Source organism: Hyphobacterium sp. (genome assembly GCF_965217055.1).
In the GTDB taxonomy this organism is placed as follows: Bacteria; Pseudomonadota; Alphaproteobacteria; order Caulobacterales; family Maricaulaceae; genus Hyphobacterium.
On record NZ_OZ244227.1, the window covers coordinates 1,858,963 to 1,877,257 of the forward strand.

The following is an 18,295-nucleotide window of genomic DNA, read 5'->3' on the forward strand; positions in this document are numbered from 1 at the left end:
CAAACTTCATCCCCCCGCTTTGTGACTTTCTTCTGACGCAATACGGGTCATTCGATGCCGTGCGGCTTGCTCAGGTCGAGCGCCGCGCTAGTGTCCGGGCGAATCCAAGGAGACAGTCATGAGCAGCAAAGTTGTCGCTATCACGGGTGGGTTCGGCATTCTTGGGGAGGCCGTTTGCCGCGCCGCCCAAGGGGCAGGATGGACCGTCGTCGCGATCGACCGGGCCGGTGCGCCGCGCGATTCCTTTCCGGACGGTGTCGATGCCAGGGGCGGCGTGGACCTGACCGATGCCGGCGCCGCAGCGGATTTGTTCAACGCCATCGTCAAGCAGCACGATCGGCTGGATGCGTTGTTGAACATTGCCGGCGGATTTCGCTGGGAGACGCTGGAAGATGGCAATCTCGACAGCTGGGACTTCCTCTACACGATCAATGTGAAAACGGCTGCGACCGCGTGCAAAATGGCGCTGCCCTATCTGAAGGCGGCTCCGGCCGGGCGTATCGTCAATGTCGGAGCTGCCGGCGCCCTCAAGGCCGGAATGGGCATGGGCGCCTATGCGGCGTCTAAATCCGGAGTCATGCGCCTGACGGAAGCGCTCGCCGAAGAGCTCAAGTCGACGAATGTGACGGTCAACGCCGTGCTTCCAACAATCATCGATACGCCGCAGAATCGTGCCGACATGCCCGATGCCGATCCCGGCGACTGGGTCGTCCCCGAAGATCTGGCGTCCGTCATGTTGTATCTGGCGTCCGACGCTGCACGGGCGGTCACCGGGGCACTCGTGCCCGTTACCGGAAAAGTCTAGTTCGCCGGCCTTGCTGCCGGGATCGACACTTCCTAACTCATCACTGCATTATTGCGGAGTTCCTGTTCGGAGGTGGACAATTCGATGACAAATGACCTCAACGCGTCCGTCACGCGGCGCGATATTCAGAATGTTGCCGGCGTTGGTGTTTACGCCGTGCTGAGCGTTCTGGCGGTGACCACACTGGTGGGCAGCGAGACGCTTTTCACCGGAATTGCATTGGCCTGGGCGCTGTCCGGCATGATGCATTTGCCGTTCTGGGCCACGACCTTTGTTGAAGGCGTTGCGGCTGTACTGGCGATACTCGCCACGGTGAAAATCGGACACATGGCCTGGCGCGCGGAACGGATCCTGGCTTCGGCGCCTGCGACCGCGGATTAGAAAGCCTGCTTCAGATCAAATGCGGGATCGGCAGCGTCCTGCGGCTTTAGGGCGCGGTCGTCGTTGGCGAGGATGCGCCGTGCGGCCATATGGTCGGCGGGCGCATTGATTGAATCGACCGCCATCAGCCGGCCGAGCTTGAAATAGAAGATGGAAAAGGATCGCGCGTCCGGATCGCCACGTGTCACCGCGGTATCGGTGCCGTGCGACAGGCCGGCCATTTGCAGCTTGATGTCGAACTGGTCCGACCAAAACCAGGGAACAGCCGTGTAGGGCGTCGGATTTCCGGTCAGATTGCGCGCTGCGGCCTTGGCGCCATCGATCGCATTCTGAACGGATTCGAGGCGAAGCCGCTCGCCCGTCAAATGGTTCGGGTGGCTGGCGCAATCGCCAATCGCGACAATGTCCGGGTCCGACGTGCGACCGAAGGAATCGACAACAATTCCGTTATCGCAGGCGAGGCCGGCCTTGAGCGCGAGCTCGTGACACGGGGTCACGCCGGTTCCAAGTACGACGAGATCGGCCGGGATGATCGTGTTTCCGGCGAGCCGCAATCCGTCGTCGGTAATTTCCTCGGTCATGCTTTCCAGCAGCAAGGTGGAGCCTTGCGCGCGGTGGAGATCCTCGAAAAAACGCGACACCGGTTCGCTGACGGCGCGCTTCATCACGCGGTCGAGCGCTTCGACGATCGTGACGTCGCATCCGAGTTTCCGCGCCGAAGCCGCGACTTCAAGTCCAATGAAGCCACCACCGATTACGGCTACAGACCTGGCATCGCGAAGCGCCGTCTTCAGGCGCAGGCTGTCGTCAAGCGTCCGCAATGCCATAACATGCGGCTTGTCGATCCCCGGTATGGGCGGGATACGCACTTGCGTTCCCAGACAGAGGGCGAGCTGGTCATAGGGCAATTTGTCGCCAGTCTCGAGTGCGACGGTTTTGTTTTCCCGATTGATCATATCGGCACGGATGCCGAAGCGGGTGGTGATACGGCGCTGTTCGTAGAAGGCATCGGGCCTCAGTGGCAGGCGCGATTCCTCGAGCTGGTCGAGCAGGAATGCCTTGGAAAGCGGCGGGCGCTGGTAAGGCGCCTGTGTCTCTTCGCCGACCAGGGTGATTGCCCCTTCATGGCCTTCGCGGCGAAGGCTGTCGGCAAGTTGTACACCGGCCTGACCGCCGCCGATGATGACAATTTGATCGCTCATATCGCCTGTTCGACCTGTCCAGCATTTATCATTTCGGCAATCCTTGTTTCGTCGAATCCGGCCTCTTTCAATATGGCGGTCGTATCTTCACCCTGGAAGAAGGCGCCCCGCCTTATCTCGCTTTCGCCACTGGAAAAACGCGGTGCCGGCGCAGGCTGAAAATATCCGTCGAGCTCGCGGAAGGTGCCGCGCGCCCTGTTGTGCGGGTGATGCGGGGCTTCTGCCATGTCCAGCACTGGAGAGACGCAGGCATCGGTGGCTTCGAACCGCGCCGTCCAAGCGTCGCGGGTCCTGCGCCTGAACCGGTCGGCGAAGGCGGCTTCCATTTCGGTCCAGGCGGATTGGTCATACTGTTTTTCTTCCCAGGAGGCGTCCGCTTCAAGGCCGCGCAGAAGTTCCGCAAAGAATTGCGGTTCGATCGCCCCGACGGCCATGAAGCCGCCATCTGACGTCTCGTAACAGCGGTAGAAAGGGGCGCCGCCATCGATCAGATTGGCTTCGCGGCGGTCCTGCCATATCCCCGAGGCGCGCAGGGAGTGGATGAGACTCATGATCGCGACACTTCCGTCGGTCATGGCGGCGTCGATCACATCGCCCTTGCCCGACATTTTCGCCCGCACCATTCCAGCCATGAGCCCGAATACCAGCATCAGTGATCCGCCGGCATAATCGCCGACAAGATTGAGCGGTGGAACTGGTCGGCCAGCCTCGCCAATCGCGGCGAGCGCGCCGGTGATCGAGATGTAATTGATGTCATGTCCGGCGCGGGCGGCAAGCGGGCCAGTCTGGCCCCAGCCGGTCAGGCGTCCATAGACCAACGCCGGATTGACCCCATGTACCGTTTCCGGCCCGAGGCCAAGGCGCTCGGCAACGCCGGGGCGGAAACCCTCAATCAGCATGTCGGCTTTGGCGCAGAGCTCCAGAACGATATCTGCGGCCCCTTCTGCCTTCAGATTGACGGCGATCGAGCGCTTGTTGCGGCGGTTGGCATCTTTCGGCCGGTCGGCCTGCAATTGCTCTGCCTTGCGGTCGATCGAGATCACGTTGGCCCCGAGATCAGCAAGCAACTGGCCGGCCAGCGGGCCCGGTCCTATGCCCGCAAGCTCAATTACGCGTACACCTTCCAGAGGACCGCTCATGTTACCTCCGGCAAGTCATCGGGATGGCAATTCCAGAATAGAGGGTGCCAGGTATCGCCGTCGCAGCGCGCAGCGCAGACATGTCCGGTTTTCACCTTCGGATCACCGTCAAAGCCAATGGCGGCGTGGAAGTAGCGCAAAATCCCGTTCGACGTGATGACCAGGGTGGGCGAGTCCGCCTTTGCCATCGCGGTGAGTACGCTAAGCGCATTGGCTTTCAGCGTTGCGTCATCGGGCGACCAGCCGGCATCGGATGGCCGTTTATGATGGTCGCGCCAGGCCGGGATGGCGTCCGGCCCGAAAGCGGCATCTATTTCGGAATCGGTTTTTCCGCCCCATTGGCCATAATCGATCTCGGTCAGCCGGCTCTCGATCTCGATTTCGCTATCGGAAGCGGTGATCGCCTTGACGATCTCGGCGGCCCGGCGCGTTCGTTTGAGCGGGCCGGATACGATTTTCTGCGGTGTCAGGCTGCGCTCGCGAAGCTTTTCGCCGAGGCTTGCAGCTTGCGCCTCGCCCGACTTGACCAATGGCAGGTCCTCACGAGCACCGACCCAGACGATTCTGTCGCCGGGGCCAAATGTATTGCCGTGTCGAGCCAGCAATAACAGGGTCACGGGACCAATTCTCCTTCGCGTGCGATGATCGTCTCGACTTCCTCGACGTCAGACGGTGCATCCACCGACCAGGCAGAACGGCCGCGATAATCGACCGCAACGACGCGGATCGGAATGCCGTTCTCCAGCGCGCGCAATTGTTCCAGGCTTTCTGCCGATTCCAGCGGGCTCGGATCCAGCGCGACGAGCCGGCGCAGGGTGTCGGCGCGATAGCCGTAAAGCCCGATATGCTGCCAGGTGGACGTGCCGGCGTCCGGATTTCGTTGAAACGGGATCACGGCTTTGGAAAAATAAAGCGCATTCATGGCCTTGTCGAAGACGACCGTTGTGCCACCGACTTCACCTGCTGCTTTCGCGGCACGGAATTTCGCCTCGGTTTCCGGCGGCATGCGGACTGCGGGTGTCGCCATCGCGATGTCGGTATCTGCTTTCATGGCCATGGGAACGGATCCGATCACCCAGGGCGGGGTGAGTACGGCATCGCCCTGGACGTTGATGACAATCTCGGCGTCGCCGCCAAGCACATCGAGCGCAGCCAGTGCGCGTTCGGTGCCGTTGCGGCAGGATTCCGGCGTCATCACCGCTTCGCCACCGAATGCCCTGACTGCCTCGGCTATGCGCTCGTCGTCGGTGGCTATGACGACGCGGTCGACACCGTCAGCCGCTGCAGTATGGCGCCAGACGCGCTCGATCATGGGGCGTCCGGAAATGGTGGCGAGGGGCTTTCCCGGGAACCGGGTCGACCCATAGCGGGCCGGAATGACGGCTAGGACTGACATGGCAGCTTTCGGATGAATTCGGTCCGGGATGTTTGAGGCAATCCGCGCCAGCGATCAACATTTCTTGATTGGGGCGAAGACAGCACACGCGCTAAGCCCATCGAGCGTGGTAATGCAAGGAGTCCAGGTTTTGAACAGGACATGGCTAACAATTGCCGTTGTGTCGGTCTCCGTCTGCGCGCCTATTGGCGCTGACGAGCCGCGGGCCGAACGCGCCTCCCAATCGCCCGAGAATGTGCTGGTGCTGCGCCGCCAAGGCTCACGAATGGTCGATCAGGGTGCCGCCGGGGACATCGCGGACAATGAGCTTGTCTGCCGGATCGAGGCTCCGACGGGTACGCGGATTCGAAAGACCCAGTGCCGCACCCAGGGGGAATGGGAAGCTATCGCGCGCGAAGGCCGCCGGTTCATGGAGCTTCGGCAAACGGGCACGGCTGACGGCAATTAGCGCTCGCCGGCGGTGAGCAAAACGCTGCTCACAAAATCTTGAATTGCGGCGTCGTGCGGCGATGTGGTCGCATGTCAGGGTGAAGCTGTGGGAGGGGAATCATGCGTATGACAACAATCATCGTCGCTGGCGGAATGCTCGCAGCTTGCGCCACGACAACCGAGACGGACACGTCACAAAGCAGCGTTGCGACGAACTCCGATTCAATGACAACAGAAAGCCAATCGTCAGAAGTTGGGACGCGGACAGGGAACCCAACATGGGATGGAGAGACCATGGTGGGCGGTTACCGGTTTGTCGACGGGCTGCCGCCGGAAGGACAATACAATGCCGTGGCTGACGAAAGCGGCACGATCTTGCGCGGCGTCATGGTTGACAGTGATGGCCGAATTTGTCGCCGTGAACGCGTGACGGGGTCCAATATTCCGGCACTTCGCTGCCGGACGCCCGAGCAATGGGAAGCTATCCAGGACGCGGGCCAGGACCGCATCCGTCACCGGCAGTCAACGGGATACATGCTCCGCGGCGGCTAGTTTCAATAGCGTATGTGCCGTTGGCGCTTGCCGAGGCGCGGGCCGGCCGTTCCAGTCTATCCAGCCCGTCGATTTCAAACCGATAGGATTGCGATACGGAAGGCGGGGCAGGGCGGTGTCCGTCATTGCGAGGCCAAAGGAAATCATCGCCATTTCGCTCGCCAGCGGATGCGCTACAGTTGTGAATGAGAATTACAGATTGGTATTTTGACAGTGCTGGCGGTCTGCCGCAGAACTGCGCAAATAAGAGCTGCGGGACGGTTCCCGCATCACGGAGTTTCAAGGGGGAGTTCGAGTGAGAGTATTTCTGATTGCGGTCGGCGGCCTGGCCCTGGTGTCCTGTGCCACGACAAGCGAAGACGGTGACATGGCGTCCAACGAGGCGGCCGCTCCGTCAATTGCCGAATCGACTGAAACAACGCCGGCGAATGCGCCGGCTCAGGATACGCAAACGGCGGCCAATGAAAGTGATCCAAACCGGCAGGTGTGCCGGACCGAACGGGTCACAGGCCAGCTGCGTCGTCAGCGCATTTGCCGGACGGCAGCCCAGTGGGAAGCGATCCGCGAAGCCGGTCGCAACTCCATCGGCCATAGGCAATCGACAGGTTACCAAGAGAGCCCGCAGTAGTACGCCAGCCGGCACGCTCGGGTAAGACGCGAAGCCGTACTGCCCCGTTCCAGTGCCTTTCCAATTATCTGGCGTGTTATTTTGCACCCATCAAGAACCCGGCCCGGAGACAGAAATCCGGGCCGGGTTTTTCGTGTGCTCGACCGCGCGACGCGTTGAGTCGAGCAAATAGCAACAGTGTCGATTACCGATTTAACCTACTGAAATCAAACAGTATTATACATCCGAGTGAGCCTGCTTGTTAATCGGCTTCCCGCTGATAATCCTTCCTTTTGTGATCCGCAGTTGTGGGGCTGTGTTTTACAAAAGCGAGGAAATCCAATGAGAGTATTCCTGATCGTGATCGCCGGCCTGGCGATGGCATCCTGCACGTCAACATCTGGAATCGGAGACATGGCATTGGGTAATACAGTGGCTCCGGAAGCAGCCGAGCTCGTACCGGCAACCAGTCCGACAGCGCCGGCAGATTCTGCTGGCGAGCCGACCGCTGCTGCCGAAAATGAATCCGATCCCAATCGGATGGTGTGCCGCACAGAGCGGGCGACCGGCCAGCTGCGGCGCGAGCGTATCTGCAGAACAGCGGCACGATGGGCAGAAATCCGTGAAGCAGGCCAGGCATCGATTCATGGCCGGCAGTCTTCCCAGTATATGTCCCCGGATGAGCGGCCGCATTAAAGCCGGTGCTACTCTGAAGACCGCGGCTTTCATGACCAGCCGCAAGTGCTAAGAAAGCCCGGCTCGTCGAGCCGGGCTTTTTGCATGGGACAACTGGACAATGCGGCATTTCCTCACGACCGAAGACTGGCACCAGGACGAACTCCAGCACGTCCTCGACCGGGCCCGGGCATTGAAAGCCGGCGCGTCCAGTTCGGCGCTGAGTGGCAAGTCGGTTGCGCTGGTCTTCTTCAACCCGTCGCTACGGACCCGATCGTCCTTCGACATCGGAATTGCTCAATTGGGTGGACATCCGGTCGTGCTCGATGCGCGAGCCGGAACATGGCCGATGGAAATGATCGAGGGCACGGTCATGGACGGCGATGCCGAGGAGCATGTCGTCGAGGCGGCGCGTGTGCTGTCGCGTTATGTCGACATGATCGCGATCCGTTGCTTTCCAAAGTTCGAAGACTGGACAGCCGAGCGTGAGGATCCGCTGATCACCGCGTTTGCGCGCCATGCCAGCGTGCCGGTGATCAACATGGAAACGATCGTCCATCCCTGTCAGGAGCTGGCATTGATGCTGGCGCTGCAGGAGCGGCTGGGTTCGGTGGAACAGAAAACCTTTCTTCTGACCTGGGTCCCGCATCCGAGGCCCCTGAACACTGCCGTAGCCAATTCGGCGGTGCTGATCGCCTCCAAGTTCGGCATGAATGTGCGGATGCTCGTGCCCGACGAGGCCTATCGTCTGGACGAGCGCTACATGTCAGCGGCGGAACAGGAATGCGCCCGCCACGGAACGCGGTTCGACGTCAAAACCGACATCAAGGCGGCCTATTCCGGTGCCCATGTCGTGTATGCCAAGAGCTGGGGTGCATTGCCCTTCTATGGCCAGTGGGAGAATGAAGCGCCCTACCGCGCAAAAGGTGCCGGATTCATGGTGGACGAAGCGAAGCTGGCGATGACCGACAAAGCTGTCGTGAGCCATTGCCTGCCGATGCGGCGGAACGTGAAGATAGCCGACGCAGTGGTGGATTCACCGGCGTTCCTCGGAATCGAAGAGGCCGAGAACCGGCTGCATGTGCAGAAGGCAATGATGGAAGCGCTGTCGCGCGACATGGACGGTTGCGGATGACCGATGCGACCCGGGAAACCATCGTCCAGCTGTTGTCGCATATGCGCGATGGCAAGGAAGTGCGGGATTACCTGAACCGGTTTGCGCGGCTCGATCAGTCGCGCTTTGCCGTGGTCAAGGTCGGTGGCGCGGTGATCCGCGACGATATTGACGGGCTGGCATCGGCGCTGGCCTTCCTGCAAACGGTTGGGCTGTCACCGATCGTCGTACATGGCGGCGGACCGCAACTCGATACTGCGCTGTCAGACGCCGGAATTGCCACCGACAGGGTGGATGGGCTGCGGGTGACACCCGAAAAAGCCATTCCGGTTATCCGGCAAGCCCTGAGCGCGGCCAATATCGCCATTGTCGACGCCATCCGCGCCTGCGGCGGACAGGCGGCGAGTGTCCCGACAGGCGTGTTCATGGCGGAGTGCCTCGACGAATCCGTCTATGGGCGCGTCGGCGAGCCTTCCGGTGTCTCACTCGGCCTTGTCGAGGCGGCTGTCCGCGGCGGTGAAATTCCGGTACTTGCCTGTCTGGGCGAGACCGGCGACGGCAAGCTGGTGAATATCAATGCCGATCATGCCGTGGCGGCACTGGTCAAGGCGTTGCAGCCCTACAAGGTCATCTTCCTGACCGAGACCGGCGGTCTGCTCGACGACAAGGGGGAGATCATTTCCACGCTGAATCTGGCGAGCGATCGGGACCGGCTGATGTCGGCCGACTGGATCACCGGCGGCATGCGGGTGAAGATCGACCAGATACAGGCCCTGCTCGATGACCTGCCGCTAACCAGTTCGGTGTCGATCACATCACCGGGCGCATTGACCCAGGAATTATTCACACATGCAGGCGCCGGCACGCTGGTCCGGCGCGGCGAGCGACTGTTGACGATCGCCCGCCGTGCTGACCTTGACTGGGACCGTCTGGAAAGCCTGATTACTGAATCGTTCGGACGGCCGCCAGTCGCCGGCTACCGTGACACCGTGGCGTTCGAACGGCTGTTCGTGACGGAAAACTACCGGGCCGCGGCCTTGCTTACGCGCCTGGACGATGTTGCCTATCTCGACAAGTTTGCCGTGCTTGAAGAGGCACGCGGCGAAGGACTCGCCCGCGCGGTCTGGCAGGCGCTTGTCGATCATGCGCCACAATTGTACTGGCGCTCGAAGACCGCAAATCCGGTAAACAGCTTCTATTTCCAGGAGTGCGACGGCGCCGCCAAGACCGGGCAATGGACCGTTTTCTGGCGCGGCGAAACCGATCTCGGTCGCGTTCCGGCCCTGGTGCAGCGCGTAGCGGCTTTGCCAGAGACGCTGGGGCGCGCGGTCTGATGGTGCGGATTGGACTGATCGGGGGGCGGGGCCACACCGGCCGGGAAATACTGCGCCTGCTGTCGCGGCGGGACGATCTCGTCCTCGCATTGGCGAGTTCGCGCGAACTGGCAGGACGAAAGGTACGCGAAACGGCTCCCGAGCTCGCGACCGAGCTGGCCTTTGCGGCCGTTACGCCCGAGGACCTGCGTGACGCAAAGCTTGATGCGGTGATCCTTGCCTTGCCCAATGGAGCGGCTGCGCCTTATATCGCGGCGATCGATGCGCGCACCGTGATTGTCGATCTGTCAGCCGATTACCGCTTCAATGAGGACTGGGTTTACGGGCTGCCGGAAATCTACGGCCGAGGCCCGATACGTGGCGCAAAGCGCATTGCGAATCCGGGCTGCTATGCGACGTGCGGGCAATTGGCGATCGCACCGATGCGCGACGCGCTCGACGGTCCTGCGCATGTTTTCGGCGTGTCCGGATATTCGGGGGCCGGCACCACGCCATCGCGCAAGAACGATGCCGAGGCGCTTGCCGACAATCTGATGCCCTATGCTCTGACAGGCCATATTCATGAGCGCGAGATGGCACAGCATCTCGGTGTTGGTGTGCGGTTTTCACCCCACGTTGCCGCCTTCTTCAGCGGTCTGTCGACGACGGTGCAGATGGAACTGAAATCGCCGATGTCAGCGGAGTCCGTGCGGGAGCGCTATACGGCCGCCTATCACAACGAGCCGCTGGTTGCGCTTACGACGGACGTGCCGGAACCGGCCATGATCTCCGCCAGACCCGGTGCGCTGGTCGGTGGCTGGTCGCTGTCCGAAGATGGCTGTCAGCTGGCCCTCGTATCGGCGCTCGACAATCTGCAGAAGGGTGCAGCTGTTCAGGCACTGCAGAATCTCTCACTGGCGTTTGGCCTGCCGGAATACGTCTAGCCGCGAAATACGCAGCCTAGTTGTCGTTGTCTTCGGCGGCCCGCAAGGCATTGACCAGTGCCTGCAAGTCCTGTTGCGCGCGGCGTGTGGCTTCAGCCAGCGCAGCCTGCGTTTCCGGATCGAGTTCGTAATCATCGTCCGAACCTGTGGCCGGGGACGGCGTCGTTGCGGGGTCTGCTGCCGCTATGGCCGTTTCGTCGCTGGAGTCGCTTTCATCGGCGTCAGCGCCGTTCTCGGCCTCGATCAGCGGCTGGACCTGCCGTTGCAGCATGTCGCTGACACGTGCTCCATCTTCTTCGGAGATGCCGTCGGACATGCGTTCCATGCGCACGCGCTGGCTTTCATCCGGCCCCTCGCCACTGCGACCTGACAGGAGAACCAAACGCTGCAACTGGCCCGCTGTTTCCGGCGAGTCACCGTAAACGAGTGCGTAGTCATAACCTGCCAGCAGGCGGCCAAGGATATCGCCGAGTTCGCCCGTCAGATCGGCCGTGACGGGCCTGTCGTCCACCAACCGATCGGCGCCCACAAGGCGGAAGCCTGCTTCGTCACGCAACGCCGCGAGGACATCCGACAGCGCATCGCCATCGGCCGTGACTTCCCACTGGTTGTCCGTCTGATCGACCGTGATCTCCGCGCCGGCGGACGCGGCCATCAAAGAAAACGCCGAAACAGAAAGCGTCAGCAGCGGCAGGGAGGGCCTCATGACGTCGCTCCTTATTGCGTGCGAATGGCCACGCTGGTTGCCCCACGCGGCAGCGAGCCCTCATTAAACCTTATAAAGATGCGGTTTGTCGACGGATCGGCCGGCATGGCGTTTCCGTTTCCGCGCACAAAGACCGCAAAGGTGGCTGTGGCATTGGTATTGAGAACCGCGTTCACACTGTTTGATCTTGATGTCACGCAGGCGCCGCTGGCGTCGGTGCCGCACAACTCGATCTCCTGGATTTCCAGCGACCGTCCACCAGTGTCGGCCGAGGCCGTGATGAAGGCGCCCTGTCCGATATTTGTAACAGCGACCGATGCCACGCCGACCATGTTGCCGGTGGTCGGCACGTCGATCCATCCGTCATTATTGACGGTTGCGGCCAGGGCAATGATGTCGGCCACGTCCGTTGCGGATGAAATGAATGTCAGCGAATTCAACCCGACAACGAATTCGTCCGACCGCCGGTTTTCGCAGAAGGCCTCGATGAACAAGTCCCGCTCGTCATTGCCGCTCGGCACGACACTGCCGACCGCGTTGGTATTGTTGTCGAACGTGTCTGCAGATGTCACGCCGATGGCAAATGTCTGGCTCGCGCCCGCTGCGATATCAACAGGCGTGTTCGCAGATCCGGTCAGCGCGTTGCCGGAATCCGTGGTCTGGTAAGTGAAGGTTGAAGCATCCGACCCTGCCAGACGCAATCCGCAGCCGGTGGCCGTCGAACCCGACGAGGCCGGATTGATCAGCGTTGCAAAAGCCGACGCGGTCTCGCCATTCTGGACCGATCGGGTGATAGGCAGAATCGACGAGCGAATACGCGGCGCCTCGGCGCGGAAACCCGTAACATTCAGGCTCTCTTCCCTTGCGGCACGGGCATTGTCAGCCGGATCCTGATTGTCAGCCGCCGGTTGCGTACCGACAGGCGCGGGGGCTGCAATGCCGCAGGCGGCGCCATTCGGGCAGAGCGTAATGTCCGGATTGGAGAAATAGGGAACTTCGTCTTCGTTCGATCCCGCCCCAGGGCAATCGACGCTTCCATCCGATCCGTACGCCATGATCGTCCGGAACTCACAATCGACGCGGTGGCCGTGTGCGAAGTCGCGAACGCCGGCTCCCGCTGTGGTATCCTCAAGATTGTGTGCAAAACCAAGATTATGGCCGATTTCGTGCGCCAACGTGTAGGCTGAACAGAATGAATAGCCATTGCCCAAATTGGTGTCATTGCCGTCAACGAAATCGCTGATCACCGAAACGCCATTGGGTGCATCGGATGCGCTGATGGAATCTTGCGTGCCGCCATTGACGAACGCGATGCCGCAACCCGAACCGGAGCGATCCACGGCTCCTGACCCGCGATAATGGCGCCGGACGAGTGCGACGAGATCTGCGCCAACCGCATCACGGATGCCGGAAAGCGCACTGAAATCCTGTCCGACCCCGCTTGGCAGATTGTCGGAAGCTGTGCCATTGCCTGCGCCGTCCTGAAGATCGTAAAGCGTATCCTCATTGCTGGCCGTTTCGCTGGCATTGACGGCACTCATGTGAACCACCCGCGCGCGCAGACCCGTGTCGCTGTCGATCAGAGCCTGATCGAGCAGTGCGACAAGATACTGGATCCGACCACCGAGGGCGATGCCCCAGAGATCGACCATGCTTTGCGAGTAAACGACCGCGATATCGATGGTGCCATTGGCACCAATCGCAACCGCTTCAGCTGTCGTGCCGGGCGCGAAATCGACCTCGCCTTCACCGAAATGAGAAACGATTGAGCTTGCGGACGGCACGATTGCATCCTCGCCCCAGGGCTCAAGCCTTGCAGAATCGGGGTGCCGGAAAATTCGATGACCGCCGTCACGATGCGGCACGATCTCCCAGACTCCCTGCGGCGTTGCGATCCGTCCAAACGTGATGCCGTTCAATTCCGAAATGATGACGCGGTCAGCAATATCGCCGCCAGCCAGCCGACCGATCCATGTACGGGCGCCAAGCGCCTGTTCGTCGATCCGGTCGAGCTCGGCGACATAGCCTGCACCGAAATTGAGCTCGATGCTCTCGCCGGCATTCATTGTCATCGCGTCCGGTGAAAGACTGGCGAACCGGATTTCATTCGACGGGCCATCAGAATAGGCGAGGGTCTGCACACCGCGGAACATGTCTTCTGCGACAGCCATGGAGGTCAGGGTCACCGACAAGCCGAATGCTGCGATGATGGACTTCAACATACTCATACTCCTCGATGTCCGCCCACGTTGGCGGCCAGTTCCCAGCTGGCCGGGAGCATAGCGAGAAACCAATGGCCTGCAACGCTTCGACGCGGTGCCGATCAGGATGATTTCATTTCCGCTGCAAGCGCGCAGGAGCGCGGTCATTCGGTATCTTCGCCAATGAAGAGCCGGTAGCTGGTTTCGCCATTAGAGACCTCGATGGACGCGCGGTTGACGGCCTCTATTCGCCATCCGTCTATCCGGTCTCCGACATAAGCGCGGCGAGTCTCGGTATTGGTCCGGATCGTGGCCACACCGCCGTTTTCATTGGTGCCGATCCCGACCACGATGAAGCCTGGTTCGCTGCCGCCTTGTTGAGTTGTAGGCGGCGTTTCGATCAGAGGGGATTCGGGAACTGGAGGCGGTCGCCGGTCGGCCCGGAACAAGGGCCTGTCGGCAATCGCGTCGAATGCAGGAAAATCAGGGAGAAACTGTCCCGATTCCTGTCTTATGGCGACGACTTGCGGCGGGGCTGCCGGCCTGACTATTCCGTCATCCGCGACCCAGACGAACTGCCGCATCACCAGCAGTATGGCCAGTATGCCAGCTGCGCCGAGGAGGAGGACGAGCCGGCGGTTCATGATCCGCTACCCGGTTCGCGTCGCGCCCTGACAGTCGCGGAAAGCTGCAATCGGGAAGACCGGCGGATGGGTGTCAGCCTGACTTGCTCGACGATCAGTGCCGGCAAGCCGGCTTCGAGCGCGTGAAGCAATTGTGCCAGGTCGTCGAGCTCTCCTTCAGCCTGGAAGTCGAGCATCATTACAAGTCCATTGTCGCCGGTTTGCGGGTCAATCTGCACGCGGCTTGCGGTCACACCGACGTCGCGCGCTGCAGCGGTGACCCGGCTCTGGAGATTTGAACTGGCAATCGCGAAATTCTCGCCCGGCGTCAGATATCGGGCCGGATCGGCAGCTGGCGGCAGCACGCGTTCGGCCTCGGCCTGTGCGATATCCGAGCGGGTCTGCATCCAGTCCGCAACTGTCACCGCAAGCCAGACCATCAGAATCAGTGGGATGAGAATGGCCAAAGCCAGGGCCGAATGACGTTGGACAGGCGAGGTCATGAGCCGGGCTCCCGGCGATCGAGCCGGTGGCGTGCGCTCAACTGAAAGCGCTCCCGACCGGATTCTTCGTCGCGCACCGTGGCGCCGTCGAATGTCGCGTCGATGAATTCGGGTGCCCCATCGAGTGCGCGCAAGGCTGCGGCGGCATCCCAGGCAAGACCGGTGATGGAAACGGTGCCGTCTTCATAGGCAAAGCTTGTGACGTATGCTCCGTCCGGAAGCCGGCGGCTCAAATCGGATAAGGCGATGACGGCGGACCCGGCACGCGCCTTGGCATCAGCATGTTCGATAGCCGCCTGAAGACGCGCTTCGAGACTCGCTGGGCGTTGCGCTGATTGTAGTCTTGGATCGAGGCGAAATTTCTGATCAGCAATCAGTCCCGCAATGACGACGACCAGAACCAAGCTGAGACCTGCCATCAAAGCAAAGGCTGAACGCCCGGCTGACGGTGTGGTTCGTCCTTCACGCAAATCGATTGCCGGTGGGGCCAGTGGATCGCCGTTCTCAAGATCTACAGCTGCCGGTGAAAGGCCGAATTCCGCCGCGCGGGTCAGTGCGGTATCGAGCGCAGCACGACGCACGATCGACACGGGTACGGCAATCCGGTCGTCTGATTCCTCGATCTGGCTATTGTCGGCCGCGAACACGATATCTGCTGGCGGAAGCGGCGAAAGGCGCGGAAGAGCCAGCTCGATGGCTTCATCGAGATGGCGGCGCGCTGCGGACGGGAAACTGGCGGTGCGGCGAAAACCGAGCGGTCCGGCTAAACGAAGCACGAGCGGGCCCTTGCGGCCAAGTCGCGCGATTTCCGTGCGCGCAGCCGTAGCATCCTCCTGCACCGGGATCTCGACGCTTTCGCCCTCGCTGTTTGTATAACGGATACCGGTGGCATCATATCGCAGCACACGCCATTTGCGGGCAAAGAGGCTGCCAATGCCGGGCAGATCGGCTGCCGCGCTGTCGACGGTTTCACGCCATGCAGCGAGACTGCGCAGGACTGGGTCCAAAAATGACGTCAATTCTCCGGCTCCGGGTCGAGGAAATCCGCATATCCCATGACATGGCTATGCCGGGAAAGTGTATCATACAAGCTTGTCTCGCCGGGCAGGCTGACAATGACCTGGCGGGCGCGCTGGGCCCGATTGGGTGCTTCTGCCTCGATGTAAAATGCGTAGATGCCAGGCTGTCCGGGCTGGGTTTCGATGCCGTTATCGAGCGTGGGAGGCGGCCGGTTGCGACGACGCGCGGCAAGAATCCTTCGCGCATCTCCAGCGGAAATCCCTGCTGCCTCGATGAGCGCGGGCGGCGCCAGATTGACTGCAATCGCTTCGCCGCCATGGACAGTGAGATAGGGCTCGACGGCCTCGTAGATGGCCTCGTCGACGCCCAGCACATTGCGAAACTCCGCAACGGCCAGGAAAGGCCGATTTCCGGGAGCGGGTAAGCCCTCGGCGCGATAGGCGGCGGCTTCGGCACCACTCTCCGCAACCACATCGTCCCCGTCGCGCCAATCGGTAACGGCGCCGGCTATGCGCCTTGCAGAGATTGACGATACGCCGCGTGCTTCGAGAAGCGCCGCCAGCACTGGAACATCTCCCTGGTTGAGATCGAACCGTCCGCTCTCGGCGATCGCGCGAATCCGGACCGTGATGTCATCGACGCGCATTTCGTAGAGACGTCCGTCTGCAAACCAGTCCAGCTCGTCGTACGAAAGGCGGGCTGCCGTGCGGGCGACAGCGCTGTCGATTGCAGCCTCAAGCTGCAACCGCTCGAGGTCAGCGAAAGCATGCGATGTCGAGATGCGGGCCGACAGCGCCGCCATTGCGGCGGTCACCGATAGCGCGCCGAGCAGGGCGACGACGATCAGCAAGGCTATGCCGCGCCGTTCGCTCATTGCCGCGCTTCCATATCGGGATCTTGCGCGGGCGCCTGACGCGGCAGGCTGGTCAGCATGACGGGAAGATCGGCGGTTTCCGATACCATCGCGACAAATCCGGGAAAGCCGGCGGCCTCAGTCCAGTCCGGCTGCAGCTGTGACGGTGAACGGCCATAACGAAAGGCGAGTTCGCCGGGAAGGGGCAGGTCCCAGCTCTGAAACGCCGTACCGGTGGCGGCCGAAAAATCAGCCAGATTAGCGATCGGCCGGCGCGACAATCGAAGGACACCAGTGTTGCCATTGTTGGTATCGTCATCCGTTGCGATCAATTCCAGTCTGTATTCGTATAGCCCGGCGCGCGAGGGATAGCCGGGATCAGCTGCGATGAAGGTCATGCTTCGGGCATCACCGGAAAACAGCGCTTGCGGCGAGGCGTCTGCGGGATCGCCGGGCCGGACGGCCGGCACCAGATGCTCGATCCGGCTGCGAATGGCACCAGCGACGGCGAGCAGTGTATCGCGCTCGTTTCGCACGGTTTCGAGCCGTTCCTGGAACTCGATCGTCCGGCGCACGCCTTCGGACATGATCGCGATCGCAAGCGCTGTAAGTGCAAGCGCAATCAAGAGCTCGGCAAGGGTAAAGCCACGCCTCATTCGCCACCCCCCTGCACGGCCGGGCGATCAAAGCGAATTTCATAATTTCGTCCGGACCCGGCTGTGAGGCGAATGTGAACCGTTTCCAATCCCTCGTAGTCCGGTGAAGGACGCGTCGTTACTGTCCAGTTGAAGCCAGCGGTCTCGCCTTCGCCGCCTTGCGCAGCAGGACGCAGTGTTTCCGCGAGGCGAACGGCGGCCGCGGCTTCGTTGGCCGCACGCTCCGAGTCAGCGGCCGAAGCATAGACCTGGTAGACAGACGCCAAGCCCACGCTGGCGAGCGCCATGGCGATCACTGTTTCGACCAGGGTGAAGCCACGGCTAGTCGATTTCATCGGCATCGACCTCCTCGACTGCCCCGGTAAGCCAGCTGACACGCACGGCCGCACGCCGGTCGGCAAGTGCCAACAGGATTGTGCCGCCGGTCGTCGCGCCGTCCGGGAAAAAACGAATGCCGGCCAGATTGCCGTCGAGTTCCCGCTCTGCCACCGTGGCCGTTATCTCGATACCGGGATCGAGCCGGAATATGTTGTCCGACGGCAAGAGCGTCAGCGTTCGCTCTTCCAGATCGATCGTCAGAAGCGTGTCCTGCCCGGTCAGGCGTGCTTCGGTACGAGCTGTGCGAGCGGCTTGCTCGAGACGGTCCATCGCGATCGAGAGCCGGCTTTGTGGCGTCGACCGGAACAGCGCGGGTGCGGTCAACGCGATCGCCAAACCGAGCACGACGAGCACTACAAGCAATTCGGTGAGGGTATAGCCCTTGCCGCTATTGAAGCGTGCGGAAGATGTCTGCATCCTCACCTTCGCCGCCTTCCTCACCATCGCGGCCATACGTGCCGATGCGGGCCTGGCCAATGCCGAGATACTCGTACACATACGGCTGGCCCCAGGGGTCATTCGGCACGCCGCGGCCCTCTTCCATGACAAGAACGGACAGGCCCTCGGCACTTTCGGGATAATCACCGTTTTCGAGCCGGTAGAAATTGAGTTGGGTGGTAATGCTCTCTAGCTGGGCCGACGCGGTGTCGGTGTTCGCCCGGCCGACGAAGCGGAAGAGCTGTGGGCCAACAAGTGCCACCAGCAATCCGAGGATGACCAGCACGACGATGATTTCCGTCAGCGAGTAGCCGCCGCGACTGTCGTGTTCCTTCAGCCTCGTATTCGCCATTCTGCGCC

The 18,295-nt window shown here is 61.6% G+C and carries 23 protein-coding genes; 9 read left to right on the forward strand and 14 right to left on the reverse strand.

Features of this window, described 5'->3' with window-relative positions; genetic code table 11:
• The first annotated feature begins 118 nt into the window (after positions 1-118).
• Positions 119-805, forward strand: coding sequence for an SDR family NAD(P)-dependent oxidoreductase (locus ACOOFN_RS09320; protein WP_420430876.1), 687 nt, complete (start codon positions 119-121; stop codon positions 803-805).
• A gap of 84 nt (positions 806-889) precedes the next feature.
• The gene (locus ACOOFN_RS09325) at positions 890-1,186 is read left to right on the forward strand and encodes a hypothetical protein (protein WP_420430877.1); all 297 of its coding nucleotides are present in this window, start codon (positions 890-892) and stop codon (positions 1,184-1,186) included.
• On the opposite strand, the gene ACOOFN_RS09330 is transcribed toward ACOOFN_RS09325, so the two are convergent.
• From ACOOFN_RS09330 to kdsB, 4 genes are read right to left on the reverse strand one after another with little or no spacing between them, the layout of a single operon-like run.
• A complete protein-coding gene (locus ACOOFN_RS09330) occupies positions 1,183-2,388 on the reverse strand; it encodes an NAD(P)/FAD-dependent oxidoreductase (RefSeq protein ID WP_420430878.1) in 1,206 nt (401 codons plus the stop codon). The genes ACOOFN_RS09325 and ACOOFN_RS09330 overlap by 4 nt on opposite strands.
• The gene (locus tag ACOOFN_RS09335; RefSeq protein ID WP_420430879.1) at positions 2,385-3,527 is read right to left on the reverse strand and encodes a CaiB/BaiF CoA transferase family protein; all 1,143 of its coding nucleotides are present in this window, start codon (positions 3,525-3,527) and stop codon (positions 2,385-2,387) included. The genes ACOOFN_RS09330 and ACOOFN_RS09335 overlap by 4 nt, the downstream gene beginning before the upstream one ends.
• Entirely contained in the window at positions 3,524-4,144 is a 621-nt protein-coding gene (locus ACOOFN_RS09340) for a histidine phosphatase family protein (RefSeq protein WP_420430880.1), read from the reverse strand. The genes ACOOFN_RS09335 and ACOOFN_RS09340 overlap by 4 nt, the downstream gene beginning before the upstream one ends.
• A complete protein-coding gene (kdsB, locus tag ACOOFN_RS09345; RefSeq protein WP_420430881.1) occupies positions 4,141-4,923 on the reverse strand; it encodes a 3-deoxy-manno-octulosonate cytidylyltransferase in 783 nt (260 codons plus the stop codon). The genes ACOOFN_RS09340 and kdsB overlap by 4 nt, the downstream gene beginning before the upstream one ends.
• A 130-nt stretch (positions 4,924-5,053) precedes the next feature.
• Here kdsB and ACOOFN_RS09350 point away from each other — a divergent pair, with 130 nt between their 5' ends.
• From ACOOFN_RS09350 to argC, 7 genes are all read left to right on the forward strand, one after another.
• Entirely contained in the window at positions 5,054-5,371 is a 318-nt protein-coding gene (locus ACOOFN_RS09350; protein WP_420430882.1) for a hypothetical protein, read from the forward strand.
• A gap of 101 nt (positions 5,372-5,472) precedes the next feature.
• On the forward strand, positions 5,473-5,904 hold the full coding sequence (locus tag ACOOFN_RS09355) for a hypothetical protein (RefSeq protein ID WP_420430883.1): 432 nt from the start codon (positions 5,473-5,475) through the stop codon (positions 5,902-5,904).
• Between the two features lie 295 nt (positions 5,905-6,199).
• A complete protein-coding gene (locus tag ACOOFN_RS09360) occupies positions 6,200-6,532 on the forward strand; it encodes a hypothetical protein (RefSeq protein WP_420430884.1) in 333 nt (110 codons plus the stop codon).
• 321 nt (positions 6,533-6,853) lie between these two features.
• Positions 6,854-7,207: a hypothetical protein gene (locus ACOOFN_RS09365; protein WP_420430885.1), complete on the forward strand. Its 354-nt coding sequence runs from the start codon at positions 6,854-6,856 to the stop codon at positions 7,205-7,207.
• Between the two features lie 100 nt (positions 7,208-7,307).
• The gene (locus ACOOFN_RS09370) at positions 7,308-8,321 is read left to right on the forward strand and encodes an N-acetylornithine carbamoyltransferase (protein WP_420430886.1); all 1,014 of its coding nucleotides are present in this window, start codon (positions 7,308-7,310) and stop codon (positions 8,319-8,321) included.
• Positions 8,318-9,634 (forward strand): acetylglutamate kinase, encoded by a 1,317-nt coding sequence (locus ACOOFN_RS09375; RefSeq protein WP_420430887.1) that lies wholly within the window; start codon positions 8,318-8,320, stop codon positions 9,632-9,634. The genes ACOOFN_RS09370 and ACOOFN_RS09375 overlap by 4 nt, the downstream gene beginning before the upstream one ends.
• Positions 9,634-10,557, forward strand: a complete 924-nt coding sequence (gene argC, locus ACOOFN_RS09380) for an N-acetyl-gamma-glutamyl-phosphate reductase (protein ID WP_420430888.1) — start codon at positions 9,634-9,636, stop codon at positions 10,555-10,557. Before ACOOFN_RS09375 ends, argC begins: the two co-directional genes overlap by 1 nt.
• A gap of 16 nt (positions 10,558-10,573) precedes the next feature.
• Here argC and ACOOFN_RS09385 read toward each other — a convergent pair whose 3' ends face one another.
• The 10 genes from ACOOFN_RS09385 to gspG all read right to left on the reverse strand — a co-directional run bounded on the left by ACOOFN_RS09385 (position 10,574) and on the right by gspG (position 18,287).
• A complete protein-coding gene (locus ACOOFN_RS09385; RefSeq protein WP_420430889.1) occupies positions 10,574-11,263 on the reverse strand; it encodes a hypothetical protein in 690 nt (229 codons plus the stop codon).
• A gap of 11 nt (positions 11,264-11,274) precedes the next feature.
• Positions 11,275-13,485: a reprolysin-like metallopeptidase gene (locus tag ACOOFN_RS09390; protein WP_420430890.1), complete on the reverse strand. Its 2,211-nt coding sequence runs from the start codon at positions 13,483-13,485 to the stop codon at positions 11,275-11,277.
• 143 nt (positions 13,486-13,628) lie between these two features.
• The gene (locus ACOOFN_RS09395; protein ID WP_420430891.1) at positions 13,629-14,108 is read right to left on the reverse strand and encodes a hypothetical protein; all 480 of its coding nucleotides are present in this window, start codon (positions 14,106-14,108) and stop codon (positions 13,629-13,631) included.
• Positions 14,105-14,590 carry a GspMb/PilO family protein gene (locus ACOOFN_RS09400; protein WP_420430892.1) on the reverse strand — a complete coding sequence of 162 codons (486 nt, stop codon included), beginning with the start codon at positions 14,588-14,590 and terminating at the stop codon, positions 14,105-14,107. The genes ACOOFN_RS09395 and ACOOFN_RS09400 overlap by 4 nt, the downstream gene beginning before the upstream one ends.
• Entirely contained in the window at positions 14,587-15,609 is a 1,023-nt protein-coding gene (locus ACOOFN_RS09405; RefSeq protein WP_420430893.1) for a PilN domain-containing protein, read from the reverse strand. Before ACOOFN_RS09405 ends, ACOOFN_RS09400 begins: the two co-directional genes overlap by 4 nt.
• A complete protein-coding gene (locus ACOOFN_RS09410) occupies positions 15,606-16,484 on the reverse strand; it encodes a general secretion pathway protein GspK (protein ID WP_420430894.1) in 879 nt (292 codons plus the stop codon). Before ACOOFN_RS09410 ends, ACOOFN_RS09405 begins: the two co-directional genes overlap by 4 nt.
• On the reverse strand, positions 16,481-17,119 hold the full coding sequence (locus ACOOFN_RS09415; protein WP_420430895.1) for a prepilin-type N-terminal cleavage/methylation domain-containing protein: 639 nt from the start codon (positions 17,117-17,119) through the stop codon (positions 16,481-16,483). The genes ACOOFN_RS09410 and ACOOFN_RS09415 overlap by 4 nt, the downstream gene beginning before the upstream one ends.
• Complete coding sequence (locus ACOOFN_RS09420) at positions 17,116-17,454, reverse strand: PulJ/GspJ family protein (RefSeq protein ID WP_420430896.1); 339 nt, start codon at positions 17,452-17,454, stop codon at positions 17,116-17,118. The genes ACOOFN_RS09415 and ACOOFN_RS09420 overlap by 4 nt, the downstream gene beginning before the upstream one ends.
• The gene (locus ACOOFN_RS09425; RefSeq protein ID WP_420430897.1) at positions 17,441-17,914 is read right to left on the reverse strand and encodes a GspH/FimT family pseudopilin; all 474 of its coding nucleotides are present in this window, start codon (positions 17,912-17,914) and stop codon (positions 17,441-17,443) included. Before ACOOFN_RS09425 ends, ACOOFN_RS09420 begins: the two co-directional genes overlap by 14 nt.
• Positions 17,886-18,287, reverse strand: coding sequence for a type II secretion system major pseudopilin GspG (gene gspG / locus ACOOFN_RS09430; protein WP_420430898.1), 402 nt, complete (start codon positions 18,285-18,287; stop codon positions 17,886-17,888). Before gspG ends, ACOOFN_RS09425 begins: the two co-directional genes overlap by 29 nt.
• Positions 18,288-18,295: the final 8 nt, after the last annotated feature.

Excerpts from the sequence above, each read along its gene's own strand:
- ACOOFN_RS09390 (WP_420430890.1), bottom strand. The coding sequence starts at position 13,485 with ATGTTGAAGTCCATCATCGCAGCATTCGGCTTGTCGGTGACCCTGACC.
- ACOOFN_RS09335 (WP_420430879.1), bottom strand. The coding sequence starts at position 3,527 with ATGAGCGGTCCTCTGGAAGGTGTACGCGTAATTGAGCTTGCGGGCATA.
- ACOOFN_RS09325 (WP_420430877.1), top strand. The coding sequence starts at position 890 with ATGACAAATGACCTCAACGCGTCCGTCACGCGGCGCGATATTCAGAAT.
- ACOOFN_RS09425 (WP_420430897.1), bottom strand. The coding sequence starts at position 17,914 with ATGCAGACATCTTCCGCACGCTTCAATAGCGGCAAGGGCTATACCCTC.
- ACOOFN_RS09365 (WP_420430885.1), top strand. The coding sequence starts at position 6,854 with ATGAGAGTATTCCTGATCGTGATCGCCGGCCTGGCGATGGCATCCTGC.
- gspG (WP_420430898.1), bottom strand. The coding sequence starts at position 18,287 with ATGGCGAATACGAGGCTGAAGGAACACGACAGTCGCGGCGGCTACTCG.
- kdsB (WP_420430881.1), bottom strand. The coding sequence starts at position 4,923 with ATGTCAGTCCTAGCCGTCATTCCGGCCCGCTATGGGTCGACCCGGTTC.
- argC (WP_420430888.1), top strand. The coding sequence starts at position 9,634 with ATGGTGCGGATTGGACTGATCGGGGGGCGGGGCCACACCGGCCGGGAA.
- ACOOFN_RS09420 (WP_420430896.1), bottom strand. The coding sequence starts at position 17,454 with ATGAAATCGACTAGCCGTGGCTTCACCCTGGTCGAAACAGTGATCGCC.
- ACOOFN_RS09320 (WP_420430876.1), top strand. The coding sequence starts at position 119 with ATGAGCAGCAAAGTTGTCGCTATCACGGGTGGGTTCGGCATTCTTGGG.
- ACOOFN_RS09400 (WP_420430892.1), bottom strand. The coding sequence starts at position 14,590 with ATGACCTCGCCTGTCCAACGTCATTCGGCCCTGGCTTTGGCCATTCTC.
- ACOOFN_RS09410 (WP_420430894.1), bottom strand. The coding sequence starts at position 16,484 with ATGAGCGAACGGCGCGGCATAGCCTTGCTGATCGTCGTCGCCCTGCTC.
- ACOOFN_RS09395 (WP_420430891.1), bottom strand. The coding sequence starts at position 14,108 with ATGAACCGCCGGCTCGTCCTCCTCCTCGGCGCAGCTGGCATACTGGCC.
- ACOOFN_RS09385 (WP_420430889.1), bottom strand. The coding sequence starts at position 11,263 with ATGAGGCCCTCCCTGCCGCTGCTGACGCTTTCTGTTTCGGCGTTTTCT.
- ACOOFN_RS09370 (WP_420430886.1), top strand. The coding sequence starts at position 7,308 with ATGCGGCATTTCCTCACGACCGAAGACTGGCACCAGGACGAACTCCAG.
- ACOOFN_RS09355 (WP_420430883.1), top strand. The coding sequence starts at position 5,473 with ATGCGTATGACAACAATCATCGTCGCTGGCGGAATGCTCGCAGCTTGC.
- ACOOFN_RS09375 (WP_420430887.1), top strand. The coding sequence starts at position 8,318 with ATGACCGATGCGACCCGGGAAACCATCGTCCAGCTGTTGTCGCATATG.
- ACOOFN_RS09415 (WP_420430895.1), bottom strand. The coding sequence starts at position 17,119 with ATGAGGCGTGGCTTTACCCTTGCCGAGCTCTTGATTGCGCTTGCACTT.
- ACOOFN_RS09330 (WP_420430878.1), bottom strand. The coding sequence starts at position 2,388 with ATGAGCGATCAAATTGTCATCATCGGCGGCGGTCAGGCCGGTGTACAA.